Source organism: Klebsiella sp. K-Nf6 (assembly GCF_002806655.1).
Taxonomy (GTDB): Bacteria; Pseudomonadota; Gammaproteobacteria; order Enterobacterales; family Enterobacteriaceae; genus Klebsiella; species Klebsiella variicola.
In genome coordinates this window covers 512,241-528,361 of the sequence record NZ_PIBN01000001.1, presented here as the reverse complement: position 1 = coordinate 528,361, position 16,121 = coordinate 512,241, and the positions used below count along the sequence as shown (strand labels likewise).

At 62.5% G+C, this 16,121-nt stretch carries 13 protein-coding genes and 2 pseudogenes; 14 read left to right on the top strand and 1 reads right to left on the bottom strand.

Going from position 1 to position 16,121, the window contains the following annotated elements; translation table 11 throughout:
• Positions 1-73 precede the first annotated feature (73 nt).
• The 6 genes and pseudogenes from CWM61_RS02625 to CWM61_RS02600 all read left to right on the top strand — a co-directional run bounded on the left by CWM61_RS02625 (position 74) and on the right by CWM61_RS02600 (position 6,067).
• Positions 74-1,169: pseudogene (locus tag CWM61_RS02625) on the top strand (LLM class flavin-dependent oxidoreductase).
• On the top strand, positions 1,156-2,307 hold the full coding sequence (locus tag CWM61_RS02620; protein WP_165785232.1) for an acyl-CoA dehydrogenase family protein: 1,152 nt from the start codon (positions 1,156-1,158) through the stop codon (positions 2,305-2,307). Before CWM61_RS02625 ends, CWM61_RS02620 begins: the two are co-directional and overlap by 14 nt.
• Before the next feature lie 5 nt (positions 2,308-2,312).
• On the top strand, positions 2,313-3,275 hold the full coding sequence (locus tag CWM61_RS02615; protein ID WP_008804495.1) for an ABC transporter substrate-binding protein: 963 nt from the start codon (positions 2,313-2,315) through the stop codon (positions 3,273-3,275).
• The gene (locus CWM61_RS02610; RefSeq protein WP_100630650.1) at positions 3,272-4,309 is read left to right on the top strand and encodes an ABC transporter substrate-binding protein; all 1,038 of its coding nucleotides are present in this window, start codon (positions 3,272-3,274) and stop codon (positions 4,307-4,309) included. Before CWM61_RS02615 ends, CWM61_RS02610 begins: the two co-directional genes overlap by 4 nt.
• The gene (locus CWM61_RS02605; RefSeq protein WP_061154271.1) at positions 4,290-5,285 is read left to right on the top strand and encodes an ABC transporter permease; all 996 of its coding nucleotides are present in this window, start codon (positions 4,290-4,292) and stop codon (positions 5,283-5,285) included. Before CWM61_RS02610 ends, CWM61_RS02605 begins: the two co-directional genes overlap by 20 nt.
• Positions 5,279-6,067, top strand: coding sequence for an ABC transporter ATP-binding protein (locus tag CWM61_RS02600; RefSeq protein WP_074385581.1), 789 nt, complete (start codon positions 5,279-5,281; stop codon positions 6,065-6,067). The genes CWM61_RS02605 and CWM61_RS02600 overlap by 7 nt, the downstream gene beginning before the upstream one ends.
• Positions 6,068-6,345: 278 nt before the next feature.
• Here the strand turns inward: CWM61_RS02600 and CWM61_RS02595 are convergent, their stop codons facing one another.
• On the bottom strand, positions 6,346-8,418 hold the full coding sequence (locus CWM61_RS02595) for a TonB-dependent siderophore receptor (protein ID WP_072122350.1): 2,073 nt from the start codon (positions 8,416-8,418) through the stop codon (positions 6,346-6,348).
• A gap of 505 nt (positions 8,419-8,923) precedes the next feature.
• Here CWM61_RS02595 and CWM61_RS02590 point away from each other — a divergent pair.
• The 8 genes and pseudogenes from CWM61_RS02590 to CWM61_RS02555 all read left to right on the top strand — a co-directional run bounded on the left by CWM61_RS02590 (position 8,924) and on the right by CWM61_RS02555 (position 16,067).
• Positions 8,924-9,745 (top strand): ABC transporter ATP-binding protein, encoded by an 822-nt coding sequence (locus CWM61_RS02590; protein WP_061154275.1) that lies wholly within the window; start codon positions 8,924-8,926, stop codon positions 9,743-9,745.
• On the top strand, positions 9,742-10,767 hold the full coding sequence (locus CWM61_RS02585) for a FecCD family ABC transporter permease (protein WP_100630649.1): 1,026 nt from the start codon (positions 9,742-9,744) through the stop codon (positions 10,765-10,767). The genes CWM61_RS02590 and CWM61_RS02585 overlap by 4 nt, the downstream gene beginning before the upstream one ends.
• Positions 10,764-11,804, top strand: a complete 1,041-nt coding sequence (locus CWM61_RS02580; RefSeq protein ID WP_074385583.1) for a FecCD family ABC transporter permease — start codon at positions 10,764-10,766, stop codon at positions 11,802-11,804. The genes CWM61_RS02585 and CWM61_RS02580 overlap by 4 nt, the downstream gene beginning before the upstream one ends.
• Positions 11,794-12,771: an ABC transporter substrate-binding protein gene (locus CWM61_RS02575; protein WP_165785242.1), complete on the top strand. Its 978-nt coding sequence runs from the start codon at positions 11,794-11,796 to the stop codon at positions 12,769-12,771. Before CWM61_RS02580 ends, CWM61_RS02575 begins: the two co-directional genes overlap by 11 nt.
• Positions 12,737-13,670 (top strand): annotated as a pseudogene (locus CWM61_RS02570) (MurR/RpiR family transcriptional regulator). The gene CWM61_RS02575 and the pseudogene CWM61_RS02570 overlap by 35 nt, the downstream one beginning before the upstream one ends.
• Before the next feature lie 92 nt (positions 13,671-13,762).
• On the top strand, positions 13,763-14,530 hold the full coding sequence (locus tag CWM61_RS02565) for a basic amino acid ABC transporter substrate-binding protein (RefSeq protein WP_004203029.1): 768 nt from the start codon (positions 13,763-13,765) through the stop codon (positions 14,528-14,530).
• A 63-nt stretch (positions 14,531-14,593) separates the two neighbouring features.
• Positions 14,594-15,358, top strand: coding sequence for an amino acid ABC transporter permease (locus CWM61_RS02560; protein ID WP_004151161.1), 765 nt, complete (start codon positions 14,594-14,596; stop codon positions 15,356-15,358).
• The gene (locus tag CWM61_RS02555; RefSeq protein ID WP_061156356.1) at positions 15,345-16,067 is read left to right on the top strand and encodes an amino acid ABC transporter ATP-binding protein; all 723 of its coding nucleotides are present in this window, start codon (positions 15,345-15,347) and stop codon (positions 16,065-16,067) included. Before CWM61_RS02560 ends, CWM61_RS02555 begins: the two co-directional genes overlap by 14 nt.
• Positions 16,068-16,121: the final 54 nt, after the last annotated feature.

Here is a 16,121-nt window from a genome sequence, read left to right as displayed (position 1 = left end):
ACACACTCTGTATAGGGTAATGACCAGCGCCGCTGTCGCGGCCACTCCATTACCCTGACGCAAGGAGTTGTTCATGAGCATTCAGTTTCTCGGCATGATTGGCCACCGCCTCTCTTCCGAAACGATTGCCCCGGTGGGGCCGATCTTTGACCGCGACTATATCGTTCGCTTTGCGCAAACCCATGAAGCCGCTGGGTTTGATCGTCTGCTGGTCGGCCACTGGTCCGATCAACCCGACGGCTTTCTGGTGACGGCCCTGGCGGGGCTGTCGACGCAGAAAATCCATTACCTGCTGGCTCATCGCCCCGGTTTTGTTTCGCCAACCCTCGCCGCGCGCAAATTCGCCACCCTTGAGCACCTGTTGGGGGGCCGGCTGGCGGTGCATATCATCAGCGGCGGCAACGATGCCGAGCAGCGCCGGGATGGCGATTATCTCGACCACGACCAGCGCTACGCCCGCACCGACGCCTTCCTCGACACCGTGCGCCAGGTGTGGACCAGCGAGCAGCCGGTGGATATTCACAACGATTTCTATCAGGCCGAGCAGGCCTGGTCCGCCATTCGCCCGCTGCAAAAACCGCATCTTCCCATCTACTTCGGCGGCTCGTCGGAAGCGGCCATCGCCGTCGCCGGCAAACATGCCGACGTCTTCGCCCTGTGGGGCGAGTCGCTGGCGCAAACCGGCGAGACCATCCAGCGTGTGCGCGCCGAAGCGGCGAAACACCAGCGTGATATTGGCTTCAGCGTCTCGTTCCGGCCGATTATCGCCGACAGCGAAGCCGAAGCCTGGGAGAAAGCCGAGCATATCCTGCACGTCGCCACCGAGCAGGCGGCGCAGCGCGGAGGGGGTTTCAAAGCCAAACCGGACAGCATCGGCGCCCAGCGGCTGCGGGCCACCGCAGCGCAGGGCAGGGTGGTGGACAAACGTCTGTGGACCGGCATCGCCCAACTGGTGGGCGGCGGACATAACTCCACCGCCCTGGTGGGCACCCCGGAGCAGGTGGCGGATGCGCTGCTCGATTACTACGACCTCGGCGTGCGTAACTTCCTGATCCGCGGATTTGATCCGCTGAACGACGCGGCCGACTATGGCCGGGCGCTGCTGCCGATCGCCCGGGAAAAAGCCGCGCGGCGTGCGGTGGCGGAGCGCGCATCGTGATCCATCCTGAGCGCGACGACTGGGCCCGGCAGCTGACGGCGCTCCGCCAGCAGATGGCGGAGCAGGCGGCCAGCCTTGATGCCAGCGGCGAGTTTCCCCGGCGTAATATCGACCTTCTGCGCGCGGGAGGCTGGTTAAGTCTCGCCGTGCCGCCATCCTGCGGCGGCGCGGGCGCCACTCTGGCCCAGCTTCAGCAGGCCATCGCCGCCATCGCCTGGGGAGAGCCGGCGACAGCGCTGATCGTCTGCATGCAGTATCTGCACCATTTGCGGCTGGCGGAAAACGACGCCTGGCACGCGCCGCTGCGCCAGCAGGTTTTTCACGATGCTGTCGAACACGGTGGCCTGATCAACAGCCTGCGCGTCGAGCCGGAGCTGGGCTCCCCGGCGCGGGGCGGCTTGCAGGACACCGTGGCGACCCGTCGCGCGGAGGGCTGGGACATCAGCGGCCATAAAATTTATACCACCGGCATTGAAGGGCTGCGCTGGCTGGCGGTGTGGGCCAGAAGCGATGATAACCCGCCGCTGGTGGGCACCTGGCTGGTGCCTGGCGACAGCCCGGGTATCAGCGTGGTGAAAAGCTGGGATCACGCCGGGATGAGGGCCACCGGCAGCCATGAAGTTATTTTTAACCACGTGCGGGTGGCGGCAGAGCACGCGGTGGATGTCTGGCCGGCCGATGCGCCACCCGCCGCGGAGGCCGAACCGTTTCGCCTGTTCGCCAACCGGCAGACGGCGCTGCTGGCGGCGATCTATGACAGCATTGCCCACGCCGCTCACGACTGGCTGGTGAGGTGGCTGGCGGGGCGGGTACCCGCCGGTCTCGGGTATCCCCTCTCTCGTCTGCCACGGGTGCAGGAGAAAGTCGGGCAGATCGCCGGGCTGCTGCTGGTCAACCGCAGCCTGCTGGAGCAGGCCGCCGCGCTGCGCTTTTCCGCCATCGAGGCCAATCTGGCGAAAGTCACCATCACCGACAACGCCATTCAGGCGGTGAATATTGCGCTCGAGCTGACCGGCAATCATGGCCTGAGCCGACAGAACCCGCTGGAACGCCACTACCGCAATGTGCTCTGCGGACGGGTACATACCCCACAGAGCGACAGCGCCTGGCTGGCAGCCGGCAACTTCGTCTTTCAATCACAAGGATAATCACGATGCGTCTATCATTTTCAGGCCGGGTGGCGGCAGCGCTGATGCTGCTGGCGCTGGGCGGCTACGCGACAGCGCAGGAGCGGATCACCCTGCGTATCGCCGATCAAAAAGGCGGCATGCGTTCGCAGCTGGAGGCGGCCAACGCCCTGCAAAATCTCCCTTACGACATTAAGTGGGCCGAGTTCCCGGCCGCCGCGCCGCTGGCGGAAGCCCTCAACGCGGGCGCTGTGGACGCGGGGATTATCGGCGATGCGCCGTTGCTCTTTGCCCTGGCCAACGGTGCGCCGGTGAAAGCCATTGCCGTGGATAAAAGCAACCCGGCGGGGACCGCGGTGCTGGTTTCCCCCGGCAGCACGTTAAAAAGCGGCGCCGATTTAAAAGGCAAACGCATCGCCACCGGTAAAGGATCGATTGGTCATTTCGTGGCGCTGAAAGCGCTGGAGCAGGCGGGGATTTCACCGAAGGAGGTGCAGTGGGTGTTCCTCGGCCCGGTGGACGCCAAAGTGGCGCTGCTTAACGGTTCGGTGGACGCCTGGGCGACCTGGGAGCCCTACACCACCCAAATGGTGAAGACCAATGAGGGGCAGATTCTGGTGAGCGGCAAAGGGCTGCTGCCGGGGAATACCTTCCTCGCGGCAACGGATTCCGCGCTGAACGATCCGCAAAAACGCGCCGCGCTGCAGGATTATCTCCAGCGCCTGGCCGGCGCCGAGCGCTGGGCCTACGCCAATCTCGACAGCTACGGTAAAACGCTGGGGGAGATCATCCGTTTCCCGGCGGAGATCGCCCGCGCGCAATTTGCCAACCGCCAGTCGCAGTGGCAGCCGCTGGCAGAGGAAACCGTGACCCAGCAGCAGGCAACGGCGGACTTTTATCTCGCCAACGGCCTGATCCGCACCCGGCTGGACGTGAAGCCGACCTTTGACCCCAGCTTTAGCGTGCCCGCCGCCGAGGTGACACCATGACCAGAACCCCTTTTTCCCGCCGCCGTTTTTTACAGCTCAGCGGCGGCCTGGCGCTGGCCGGGGTCTCTCTGCCGCTGTGGGCTCACGATATGGCGGACATGGCCAGCGGCGATGCCCATCCGGCGCTGCGCCTGCCACAGCCCTACAAGATCAAGCTGGCGATCAATAAAAGCGCGGTATGCCTCGCGCCGGTCGCCGTCGCCGAGCAGCAGAAGATTTTCAGTAAATATAACCTCGACGTTGAGTTTGTTAACTTCGGCAACTCCACCGATGTGCTGCTGGAGGCAATCGCCACCGGTAAGGCCGACGCCGGGGTGGGAATGGCGCTGCGCTGGCTGAAGGCGCTGGAGCAGGGCTTTGACGTCAAGCTCACCGCCGGGACTCACGGCGGCTGTCTGAATCTGCTGACGGCCAAAGACTCGCCGTTCGGCGGCCTCGAGAGCCTGAAGGGACAAACCATCGGCGTCACCGACATGGCCGGGCCCGATAAAAACTTCTTCGCCATTCTGCTTAAGCGCCACGGTATCGACCCGATCAGCGACGTGCAGTGGAAAGTCTACCCGGCGGATCTGCTCAGCGTGGCGCTGGACAAGCGCGAAATCGCCGCCATCAGCGGCAGCGAGCCGTTCAGCTATCGTCTGCTGGAGACCGGCAAGTATCAGCTGATCGCCAGCAATATGACCGGGGATTATGCCAACCTCAGCTGCTGCGTGCTGGGGGTGAGCGGGAGCCTGGCGCGGGACCATAAACCGGCGGCCGCCGCGCTCACTCAGGCGATCCTTGAGGCGCACAGCTATGCCGCAGCGCATCCGGAAAGCGTGGCGCAATCCTTCCTCGCCCATGCCCTGAACACCAGTGAAGCGGAGGTGAGCGGCATCCTGCACGGGCAGGGCCACGGCCATCACGCGGTGGGCGAAGCATTCGTGAAAGAGCTGACGCAGTACGCGGTTGACCTGCAGCGAGTGCAGGTGATCAAACCGGGTACCGATCCCCATCAGTTCGCGGAGAGTATCTATGCCAACGTATTCGCCTGAGCAGGCTCTGGCGCGCTCCACCGGCCGCGCGCCGCTGTGGGGAGAAGGGCTGCTGGCCGCCGCGCTGTGGCTGCTGGGCGGTCTGTTTACCCTGGCCTGGCCCGATGCCGGGCGGCGCTGGCCGTTTAGCGAAGGGTGGGCGCTGGCGCAATTCACCCTCGGCGGCGGATTACTGCTGCTGGCGCTGAGCTATCGCTACTGGCGAGCGCGCGGCGCGCGTGTGCTGCATGCCGGCAAGTGGCTGGCGCTGTTGCCGGTGCTGTTTGCTGTCTGGGAAGGGCTGACCGCCAAGAGTGCCGTGCTGCCGGTGCCGTTTTTCGCGCCGCCGCAGGCGCTGATCGAAGTCCTGCACGACGACTGGCCGCGCCTGCTCGACAGCCTGCTGCACTCGCTGGGGCTGCTGGGGCTCGGCGTGCTGCTGGGCACCAGCAGCGGGTTCATCACCGGTCTGGCCATTGGCTGGTCGCAACGGATTGGCTACTGGGTTCATCCGGTGTTACGTCTGCTGGGGCCGGTGCCGTCCACCGCGCTGCTGCCGCTGTGCCTGTTTATTTTTCCCTCGAGCTTCGGCGCCAGCGTGTTTTTGATCGCGCTGAGCACCTGGTTCCCGGTCACGGTGCTGACCTGGTCCGGAGTGATGGGCATTGATAAGGCGTGGTACGACGTGGCGCGGACCCTCGGCGCCAGCCAGCGTTTCCTGATCCTGCGGGTGGCGATCCCCGCCGCGCTACCGAACGTCTTTGTCGGCCTGTTTATGGGGCTCGGCGCGTCGTTTTCGGTGCTGATTGTCGCCGAAATGGTCGGGGTGAAGTCGGGGATCGGCTTTTACCTCCAGTGGGCCCAGGGTTGGGCGGCCTATCCGAATATGTACGCCGCGCTGCTGGTGATGGCGTTGTTATGCTCCGGCCTGATAAGCGGATTATTTATGCTGCGTGACCGGCTGCTGAGCTGGCAGCGAGGAGGAATGCAATGGTAACAGCGACGCCAGATTCGCCGGCGAAAGCGCGCGGCGCGGCGGTCTCCATCAGCCATCTTCATCATGCGTTTACGCTTGGCAAACAGACGGTACCGGTGCTGGAGAATATCAGTCTGCAGCTGCGGCCGGGGGAAAGCGTGGCGCTGCTGGGCCCTTCCGGCTGCGGTAAATCAACCCTGCTGCGGCTGCTGGCGGGGCTGGAAGCGCCGCAGAATGGACAGATGCAGATCGACGGCGCGGCGCTCGGCGCCCCGGGGCCGGAGCGGATCCTTGTGTTTCAGGATCCGACGCTCTACCCATGGCTGACGGTACGGCAGAACGTGCTGCTGGGCCCGCAGGCGCAGGGCAAAAAGGGGCTGGAGGAGAAGGCCGACGCGCTGATTGACCGCATCGGGCTGCAGGCCTTCAGCGAGGCGTGGCCGCGGCAGCTGTCCGGGGGGATGGCGCAGCGTGCGGCGCTGGCGCGCGCCTTATTGAACGAGCCGCGCCTGCTGCTGCTCGACGAGCCGTTGGGCAAACTCGATTCACTGACCCGCATTAGCATGCAGCGGGAGCTGATCGCCCTCTGGCAGCAGCAGGGGTATACCAGCCTGCTGGTGACCCACGATATCGAAGAGGCGCTGCTGCTGTGCGAGCGGGTGCTGGTGATGTCGCCGCGTCCAGGGCGGATTATCGCCGAGTTCGCGCTGCCGCTGGATTTTCCCCGTCATCGCGATAACCCGCAGCTGCTGCAGCATCGTCAGGATATATTGCGCATCCTCGGCCAGGAGGAGGACTGGTAAGCTGAACGCATTGCCCGGTGGCGGCTGCGCCTTACCGGGCCTACAAACTCGACAGGAAGGGGAAGGGCCAGAGGCCAATGCTGTCGTAGGCCGGTGCAAGCGCAGCGCCGCCCGGCAATGAACATCCGGCACCAGGCGCCACATTTTTGCCCGGTGGCGGCTGCGCCTTACCGGGCCTACGAACTCGACAGGAAGGGCCAGAGGCCAATGCTGTTGTAGGCCGGTGCAAGCGCAGCGCCGCCCGGCAATGAACATCCGGCGCGACGCCATGGTCCGGCTTAAAAATCCATCTTCACCGTGAACTGTACCTCGCGCGGGTCGCCAATCTGGTTGCCGAGGTTATTGGTGCCGATCGAGGAAGTGTAATAGGTCTTATCAAACAGGTTCTTCACATTCACCTGCAGCGTCACCGGATACTGCAGCTTCATCTTATAGGCGGCAAACACATCCGCCACCGCATAGCCCTGCAGATAATAATCCGCGCCGTTGGTGCCGGAGCGCTTGCTGACCGCATGACCGCCGCCGCCGACGGTCAGGGTGTTGCTGTTATAGACGTTATGAATGTCATAGGTCAGGAACAGCGAGCCGGTATGTTTCGGCACGTTTGGCAGCGGTTTCCCGGCGTAATCCGGATCTTCCAGCACTTTGGCGTCGGTGTAGCCGTAGCTGGCGATCACGCTGAGGTTATCGGTGATGGACCCGGCCAGGTCCACTTCCACGCCCTGGGAACGCACCTTGCCCGCTGTTTTGGCCACCGTCTCATCGCCAATGCTCTCGGTGTACAGCACGTTACGCTTATGAATATCAAACAGCGCGATATTGGCGGTAATGCCGTTTAACAGGTCGAATTTGGCGCCGACTTCGTAGGAGGTGGACTCTTCCGGCGGCAGCTCGCCGATATAGCTGGCGATCGACGACTGCGGCATAAACGACTGGGCGACGTTGGCGAACAGGGAGACGTTCGGCGTCACTTTGTAGACCAGGCCGGCTTTCGGCGTCCATTTCTCATCGCGGCTGTCGGTATTGACGTTAAACGGTCGGCCTTTACCGGCGTACTGGGTGTAGTACTGGTAGCGCACGCCAGCGACGGCGATCCAGTTGTCAGTCAGGTACAGCGCGTCCTGCACGTAAGCGGCATAGCTCTCCTGCTGGATACGCTGATCGCTGTCGGATGCGGAGACGGTATTACAGGTGTCGAGGGTGCCGTAGACCGGATGATAGATGTTAAAGCCTTTCACGTTCTTGCAGCGCAGCATATCGGTGCGCAGCAGATCGTAATTCTCATAGGCGACGCCGGTCAGCAGTTCGTTATAAAAGCCGCCCACCACCACGTTGCCCTGCAGGTCAGCGCGGGTGGAGTGCATCTTCTGCGTTGAACCGTGGGTACCGTCGACCCGGCGGGTGAGGTTGCCGGTCGCCGAATCATAGGCCATCACCCGCGCCTGGTTATCGTTGTAATTATCCTGGCTGTAGCTGTAGTCGAAGCGCGCGGTCCAGGCGTCGTTAAGGCGATACTCGGCGTTGAGCTGAGCGAGATCGGAATAGCCATCGGTAATATTAAACGCTTCATCGAAGCGGGTTTTGCGATCGACGTTCACCGCATGGCCGGTATTCAGATCGAAAATAGTGCCGCGGTCAAAGGGCGCGCTGTAGTCGCGGTGCGAATAGGACGCGGTCACCGTCGCCCGTTCACCAAACCAGGTCAGGGAAGGGGCGATAAAGCTGCTTTTGTTTTTACCAAAATTGCGCCAGTAATCCTCATTCTGATATTCCCCAATCAACCGGTACGCCAGATTTGTACCTTCGATGGGACCGGTGACGTCGAAGCTGCCGGTACCGCCGCCAAAGCTGGTAGACGTCGCGGAAACCGAACCAGAGAACTGCCGCTCCGGCCGTTTGGTGATGACGTTGATCAGCCCGCCGGGGTCGAGGATACCGTACAGCGTCGAGGCTGGCCCCTTCAGGACTTCCACCCGTTCGGTGGCGGCGTTAAAACTGCGCGGCAGCACGGTGCGCAGACCGTTGGTCATGATCGAGCCGTCGCGGTTGGCGCCGAAGCCGCGGCGGGTAAAGGCGTCCTGGGTACCGCCGAGGGTGTTGGTCTGCACCACGTTAGCGACGTTATATAGCGCCTCGTCGAGTGAGGTGGCGTGCTGATCTTCCAGTACCCGATCGCTGACGGTATTGACCACCTGCGGAATATCCAGCAGCGGCATCGAGGTCAGCGTCGCGGTGGCGGAGCTGAGTGGCTGATAGCCGCTGGTGGCGCTCTGCTGCGCGCCGTCGGCCACCACGGTGATGGTCTCTTCCGCGTCGTTGTTACTTTTCGCCGCGCTATTGTCGGCGGCCATTAATCCCGGTGAGGCTAAAAAAAGAAGCGAAAAAAGCGCGCGCCCTTGCAACGCTCTGCAGGCGACATGGGGTTGAGTCATTATCTGTTTCTCGTGAACGAATCTGCCTTTGCGGTCAGATTAAGCCAATAAAATCATTGCCCTGAATAATAAAAGCACTCTGTTTAGCGTCTGAATGCGCCTTCAGATGTGTAATTGAGAATCATTCAATCATGAAGAGATGTAGTAGTAAACGTTATGTAAGATAAAAAATTGGCGATGGTCAATGGCGGGGTTATCACGTTTTCTTGATATGGGGTTTTGTTGTTATTTTATTGATATTAGATGATTTTATTGGTTTTTATTTAGCACGACCTCGCTGTAGTTATCGTGACAAACTGAAGACGGTGGCGAGTATTGACTACTACATCTATCCCCGTCATGATCAAAAGAGAATGAGATTTATTTTTGTTTGACTGCAGAATGTCCAGCGATGACCTGGAACGCTGCGGCGCAGGAGCGAGTTATGCCACAGCGGGTGAAACCTGCAGAGCAGGGGATCGTACTGGATGCCCTGTCGGCCGGATACGGCCAGACCCTGATCGTTAACGACATCAACCTGACCATCCCTACCGGCAAAATGACGGTGCTGGCCGGGGCGAACGGCTCCGGCAAATCCACGCTGCTCTCGACCATCGCCAGAATGCTGAAACCGCTCGGCGGTTGCGTGCGTCTGGACGGGCAAGCCATTCACCAGATGCCGACGAAGGCCGTCTCGCGCCAACTGGGCATCCTCCCGCAATCGCCGCTGACCCCGGAAGGGTTAACGGTTTTCGAGCTGGTCTCGCGCGGGCGCTACCCGTGGCAGGGGCTGATGCGCCAGTGGTCTGAGGCCGATGAGCTGGCGGTGGAGGAGGCGCTGCGCTTAACCGGTACCGCCGAATTCGCCCATCTGCCGGTGGACAGCCTCTCCGGCGGCCAGCGTCAGCGCTGCTGGATCGCCATGGCGCTGGCCCAGCAAACGGCCACCATTCTGCTCGATGAGCCGACCACCTGGCTCGATCTGCGCTATCAGGTCGATATCCTCGAACTGCTCCAGACCCTCACCCGCGAACATGGCCGCACGGTGGTGACGGTACTCCATGACCTCAACTTTGCCGTGAACTACGCCGATCTGCTGGTGTTCCTCAAACAGGGGCGCATCGCCGGCACGATTAGCGACAACGACGTCTGTAGCCCTGAGCTGATTAAACGCGTGTTTGACGTTGACGTGCAGATGTCGATTAACCCGCAAACCGGCAAACCGTTCTTTATGCCGTTTCGCGCCCGCCAGGCCGTTGACGCATGAGCGCCGCCGTTCTGTACGCCGCGCGGCGTCATGCCCGCCCCCGACTGGCGCTCTTGCTGCTAACGCTGCTGCTTATCGCCGCCTCGCTGGTGCATCTTGGTTTGGGTGCCCGCTGGATCGCCCCGCAGACGGTGCTGCAGGCGCTGCTGGAGTACAATCCGCGCAATTTCGACCAGCGGATTATCGTCGATCTGCGCCTGGTGCGGCTGGCGGCAGCGCTGCTGACCGGCGCGGCGCTCGGCGTCGCCGGGCTGCTGCTGCAGACGGTGATCCGTAACCCACTTGGCGAGCCGCATATTCTCGGCCTTAACGCCGGCGCCTCGCTGGCGGTGGTGGCGACCTCTGCGCTGGGCCTGTCTTTCGGCGCTTTCCCCGCCGCGCGTCCGCTGACCGCCGCCTGCGGCGCGGCGCTGCTGTTCGGCGGCGTGATGGCGCTGGCCTCTGCCGGGCGCGGCGGGGCGACGCCGCTGCGCATCACGTTGTGCGGGGTAGCGCTGTCAGCGTTTGCGTCGGCGGTGACGGCGGCGATATTGATTCTCGATGAACAGACGCTACTGGCGATGCGCACCTGGCTGGCCGGCGACCTGGCCGGACTGAACTGGAGCATGCTGCAGACGGCGCTGGTCCCGGCGCTGTGCGGCCTTGGCGTCGCGCTGCTCATTGCCCCACGGCTCAATGTGCTGGCGCTGGGAGATAAGGTGGCGCTGGGCCTTGGCGTTAATCTCGTCCAGACGCGGCTGCTGGGCCTGCTGGCGATTGCGCTGCTGTGCGGCGCGGCGGTGGCGGTGGCCGGGCCGATCGGCTTTGTCGGGCTGGTGGTGCCGCACGTGGTGCGCCGTCTGGTGACGGAAGATATCCGTCTGGCGCTGCCCCTGGCGGCGCCGGTGGGGGCGCTGGTGCTGGTGCTGGCTGACATCGCCGCCCGGACGCTGGTCGCACCGCAGGAGCTGGCGACCGGAGCGATGACCGCCCTGGTGGGGGCGCCGCTGTTTATCTTTATCGCCGCGAGGTTTTTTAAATGAAGCGCGCCGTTCACCGGGCCGGTTTTCGGCCGCTGGTTATCGCCTCCCGCCAGCTGCTGCTGCGCCCGGCGGCGCTAAAAGTTGCCGCCATCATGATGCTGATGCTGCTGGCGCTCGGGCTGTACAGCCTCAGCCGCGGCAGCTATCCGTTGCCCGCGTCGACGCTGCTGACGCCGCAGCGGTTGGGCGAGCAGCCGCGCTTTATTCTGTTTGATATCCGCCTGCCGCGGATCCTGATGGCGCTGCTGTGCGGGGCCATGCTGGGGCTGGCCGGCGCGGCGATGCAGAGCATCACCCGTAACGGGCTGGCCGACCCGGGGCTGATTGGCGTCAAAGAGGGGGCCAGCATCGTGGTGCTGGCGCTGGTGCTGTTTTTCCCGGCGGTAGGCCTGGTCTGGCGGCCGCTGGCGGGGATGGTCGGCGGCGTGGCGGTGGCCCTGCTGGTCCTGACGCTGGCGCGCGACTGCTCGCGGCCGCGCTTTATTTTAATTGGCATCGGCGTCTCCTGGACTCTGGCGGCAGCGGTCGGCATCTTTATGACCACCGCCGACGTTCGCGACGTGCAGACGGCGATGATCTGGCTGGCGGGCAGCCTGCAGGCCGCCACCTGGCCGCTGCTGGTGGTGGCCTTTTGCTGGGCGCTGCCCGGGGCTGTCATCCTGTTCTGTACCGCCCGGGCGGCGGACGTGGCGCTGCTGGGCGACCGGACCGCCATCGGCCTCGGCGTACGTCTGCAGCAGCTGACGGTGCTGCGCTTTTTCGCGCCGGTGCTGCTGACCTCGGCCAGCGTCTCCTGCGTCGGCAGCCTTGGATTTGTGGGCCTGATGGCGCCGCATATGGCGCGTTTCGTGCTGCGCGGCGGCCAGGTATCGCTGCTGTGCGGCAGCGCGCTGATTGGCGCCTTGCTGGTGCTGGTGACCGACACCTTTGGCCGGCTGGCGTTTGCGCCGCTGCAGATCCCGGCGGGGATTGTTATTGCCCTGGTGGGCTGCCCATTCTTTGTTGTCTTGCTCTGGCGTCGCCGTGATGCCCTTTAACCAGGAAGGTATTATGCGTTGGTTCGTCTCATTGCTGCTGTTGCTGACGGGGGCCGTCAGCGCCGCCGCCCCACAAACTCAAACTTTCACCGATGATTTAGGCCGCACGGTCACCGTGCCGCTGCATCCGCAACGCATTGTTTCGATGCACGATCTCGATATTACCATTCCGCTGATTGAGCTCGGGGTGCCGCCGATCGCCAGCCACGGCCGGACGCGCCCGGACGGCAGCCACTATCTGCGCGCCAGCGCCCAGCTTACCGGTGTCGATTTCGACAACAGCGATATCCGCTTTATTGGCACCGCCGATATCGATCTGGAAGCGGTAGCCGCCGCAAAGCCGGATCTGATTATCACCGAGCCCAGCCGCCACGTGTCGGTAGAGCAGCTGGAGAAGATTGCCCCGACGGTGAGCATCGACCATCTGCAGGGTAGCGCCCCGGAGATTTACCGCAAGCTGGCGCAGCTGACCGGCACCCGGCCGCGGCTGGCGATCCTTGAGCGCCGCTATCAGGAACAAATCAAACAGCTGAAAGCGATGGTCAACCCACCGCAGTACAGCGTCTCCGTGATCCAGGCGAACAACGGCAAGGTCACCGTGCATCATTCGTATCATGCGCTGGGCCGGGTGCTGCGCGATGCCGGGTTCCGCTTTCCGCCGCTGATTGAGCGGATCCCCGACGGCCAGCGAATTGACGTCAGCGCAGAACAGCTGCCGGAGCTGGATGCCGATTTTGTCTTCGCCACCTGGCGGTCGGATACCGGCGGTAAGCCGCAGGATGAGCTGCAGGCGATGGAAGGCGTGATGCCCGGCTGGTGTGACTTTTTGCGTGCCTGCCGCACCGGGCACTATATTTTGCTGCCGCGGGAAGAGGTGATCTCTAACTCCTACGCCGCGCTGTCTCTGATGGTGGCCCAGGTGCAGTCGCATATTGCCGGCCGGCCGATCCCGGCGGAGGCCAAATGAAAAGCGCGGTAAAAAAAGAGAAGGGCAAAGTCGACCTGTTCGGCGAACGCTATCGCGCCCGGGCGCACCAGCTTTCCCCCCGGCTGCGGGCCGTGGTCAGCTATATCAACGACAACCGCGAGGTGGTGCTGGAGCATACGGCGATGGAGATCGCCACGGCGACCCAGACCTCCGACGCCACGGTGGTGCGCGCCATCCAGGCGCTTGGCTTCGCCGGGCTGCGCGAACTTAAGCAGACCATGGAGCGCTGGTTCGGCACCTCGGTCACCTCGGCGGAAAAGATGCGCTCGACGGTCACGGCGCTCTCCAGCGACGTCAACTCCAGTATTGATTTTGTGCTTGAAGGCCATCAGCGGGTCTGCGAGGTCCTGTCGCGCGCCGACAACCGCGCGGCGGTGGCTCAGGCGGTGGCATTGCTCAGCGACGCGCGACAGGTAGGGATCTTCGGCATCGGCGCCTCGGGGATCCTCGCCGAGTACACCGCCCGGCTGTTCAGCCGCATTGGCTTGCCGGCGTATGTGATGAACCGCACGGGCTTCAGCCTCGCCGAGCAGCTTATCGGCCTGCAGCGCGGTGATGTGCTGATCATGATGGGGCAAAAATCCCCCCATCGCGAAGGGATGACCACCCTGCGCGAGGCGAAGCGGCTGGGTATCCCGACCATCCTGCTGACCCAGGCGGTGGACTCGCGCTTCAGCCAGGAGGCGCAGGTAGTGATTGACGTCCCGCGCGGCGGGGACAGCACCAGAATGCCGCTGCACGGCACGGTGCTGGTATGCCTGGAGATGATTGTCCTGTCGGTGGCCTCCACCACGCCACAAAAAACGGTGAAATCCCTGAAGCGAATCAACGACCTGCACCGGGCTATTGGTAAATCCGGCGGTAAACGCGGCAGTTAATACGATAATTCACCAGCGGGAAGGTTTCCGGTTGCATATAAAAGTCAGTGTGTGTATTTTTATGCAAAATAAATGCATAAAAAGGAAATATCATGGTCAAGAATTTGCTCAAAGCGTGTTTCATGATGGCCGCGCTGACGGCAGCCGGACAGGCGGCTGCGGAAACCTATACCGTCGGCTCCGGCGGCACCTACCGGCCGTTTGAATTTGAAAATAGCCAGAAACAGCTGGAAGGTTTCGACATCGACATCATCAAAGCCATCGCCAAAGCCGAAGGCTTTGACGTCAAGCTGGTCAATACCCCATGGGAAGGCATCTTCGCCACGCTGAACACCGGCGACCGCGACATCATCATCTCCGGGATCACCATCACCGATAAACGCAAACAGATGGTCGATTTCTCCGCGCCTTACTTCCCGGCCGAGCAGTCTATCGTCGTCGCCCAGGACTCGAAGGTGGATTCGCTGGCGGCCCTGAAAAACGAGAAGGTCGGGGTGGTGAACTCCAGCACCGGCGATATCGTGGTTTCTGAGGTGCTGGGTAAAAACAGCACCGCGATCAAGCGTTTCGACAATACCCCGCTGATGCTCCAGGAGCTGTTTGAGGACGGTGTCAGCGCCGCGGTGGGCGACGTCGGGGTGGTGAAGTACTACATCAAACAGCACCCGGAGAAGCAGTTCAAACTGGTGCCGGATGCCAAATTTGAGCGTCAGTATTTCGGTATTGCGGTAGCGAAAGGCAACAGCGAACTGCTGGGCAAAATCAACGCCGGGCTGCAAAAGATCGTTGCTGACGGGACTTACGCCAAAATCTATAAAACCTGGTTCGACGACAACGTGCCGACGCTGCCAGCGCAATAATCCACTTTTTTCAGTGACCACGGCTATCGCCCAGGCGATAGCCGTATTTTTTAGGGAAGGACTATGACGGGATTCCGTTGGGAGATCATCGAGGAGTACGGCCCGCTGTTTGTGGACGGCGCCCTGATGACGATTAAATGTACCATTATCTGCGTGATCCTCGGGACGCTGTGGGGGTTAACTCTCGGTCTCGGGCGGATGGCGAAGGCCGAGCACGGGCCGTGGAAATATATTCTCCGCTACCTGGTGCAGTTTCCGGTGCGTTTTTACGTCAGCGCCTTCCGCGGTACGCCGCTGTTCGTGCAGATCATGGTGGTGCACTTTGCGCTGGTGCCACTGTTTATCAACCCGCGCGACGGCCTGCTGGTGACCAGCGGCCTGATGAGCGCCGACTTTGCCCGCGAGCTGCGCGCGAGCTACGGGGCGTTCCTCTCCTGCATCGTGGCGATCACCCTTAACGCCGGAGCCTATGTGTCGGAGATTTTCCGCGCCGGCATCCAGTCGATCGACAAAGGGCAGATGGAGGCCTCCCGCGCGCTGGGCATGCCGTGGTGGAAAACCATGCGCAAGGTGATCCTGCCGCAGGCGTTTCGCCGCATTCTGCCGCCGCTGGGCAACAACGCCATCGCCATTGTCAAAGACTCGTCGCTGGCTTCGGCGATTGGCCTGGCCGATCTGGCCTACGCCGCGCGCACCGTCTCCGGCGCCTACGCCACCTACTGGGAACCCTACCTGACTATCTCTCTGGTCTATTGGGTGATCACCTTCCTGCTGGCGCAGCTGGTTAACCGTCTGGAAAAGAGGTTTGGCAAAAGTGATTCACATTAATAACTTACATAAGCGCTTCGGCGACAGCCACGTGCTGCGCGGCATCAGCTGCGATATTAAACCGCAGGAAGTGGTGTGCATCATCGGCCCGTCCGGCTCGGGTAAAAGTACCTTCCTGCGCTGCATGAATGCCCTGGAGACGGTCAGCGAAGGCGAGGTGGTGGTTAACGGCTTTGCCGCCCACGACCGGACCACCGACCTCAACAAGATGCGCGAAAGCGTCGGCATGGTGTTCCAGCGCTTTAACCTGTTCCCGCACATGACGGTGCTGGAAAACCTGATTATGGCGCCGATGAATCTGCGCAATATGCCGCGCCAGCAGGCGATCGACCTGGCGGACGCCTTGCTGGCGAAGGTGGGCTTAAGCGATAAGCGCGACGCCTGGCCCTCGAGCCTGTCCGGCGGCCAGCAGCAGCGGGTAGCCATCGCCCGCGCGCTGGCGATGAAGCCGTCGATTATGCTGTTCGATGAGCCCACTTCGGCGCTGGATCCTGAGCTGGTGGGCGACGTGCTGGAGGTGATGAAAAACCTCGCCAGCGAGGGGATGACCATGGTGATCGTGACCCACGAAATGGGCTTTGCCCGCGAAGTAGCCGACCGGGTGATCTTCATTGACCAGGGCGTGATTCAGGAAGAGGGCAAGCCGGGACAGATCTTTAGCGCGCCGACCAACCCTCGCACCGCCGCCTTCCTCAGCAAGGTGCTGTAAACCGAGCGGGCTGGCGCCAGGCCAGCCCGCTGAGCGCTGATCAGAAATGCATCA

Excerpts from the sequence above, each read along its gene's own strand:
- CWM61_RS02615 (WP_008804495.1), top strand. The coding sequence starts at position 2,313 with ATGCGTCTATCATTTTCAGGCCGGGTGGCGGCAGCGCTGATGCTGCTG.
- CWM61_RS02610 (WP_100630650.1), top strand. The coding sequence starts at position 3,272 with ATGACCAGAACCCCTTTTTCCCGCCGCCGTTTTTTACAGCTCAGCGGC.
- CWM61_RS02605 (WP_061154271.1), top strand. The coding sequence starts at position 4,290 with ATGCCAACGTATTCGCCTGAGCAGGCTCTGGCGCGCTCCACCGGCCGC.
- CWM61_RS02600 (WP_074385581.1), top strand. The coding sequence starts at position 5,279 with ATGGTAACAGCGACGCCAGATTCGCCGGCGAAAGCGCGCGGCGCGGCG.
- CWM61_RS02595 (WP_072122350.1), bottom strand. The coding sequence starts at position 8,418 with ATGGCCGCCGACAATAGCGCGGCGAAAAGTAACAACGACGCGGAAGAG.
- CWM61_RS02590 (WP_061154275.1), top strand. The coding sequence starts at position 8,924 with ATGCCACAGCGGGTGAAACCTGCAGAGCAGGGGATCGTACTGGATGCC.
- CWM61_RS02585 (WP_100630649.1), top strand. The coding sequence starts at position 9,742 with ATGAGCGCCGCCGTTCTGTACGCCGCGCGGCGTCATGCCCGCCCCCGA.
- CWM61_RS02580 (WP_074385583.1), top strand. The coding sequence starts at position 10,764 with ATGAAGCGCGCCGTTCACCGGGCCGGTTTTCGGCCGCTGGTTATCGCC.
- CWM61_RS02575 (WP_165785242.1), top strand. The coding sequence starts at position 11,794 with ATGCCCTTTAACCAGGAAGGTATTATGCGTTGGTTCGTCTCATTGCTG.
- CWM61_RS02565 (WP_004203029.1), top strand. The coding sequence starts at position 13,763 with ATGGTCAAGAATTTGCTCAAAGCGTGTTTCATGATGGCCGCGCTGACG.
- CWM61_RS02560 (WP_004151161.1), top strand. The coding sequence starts at position 14,594 with ATGACGGGATTCCGTTGGGAGATCATCGAGGAGTACGGCCCGCTGTTT.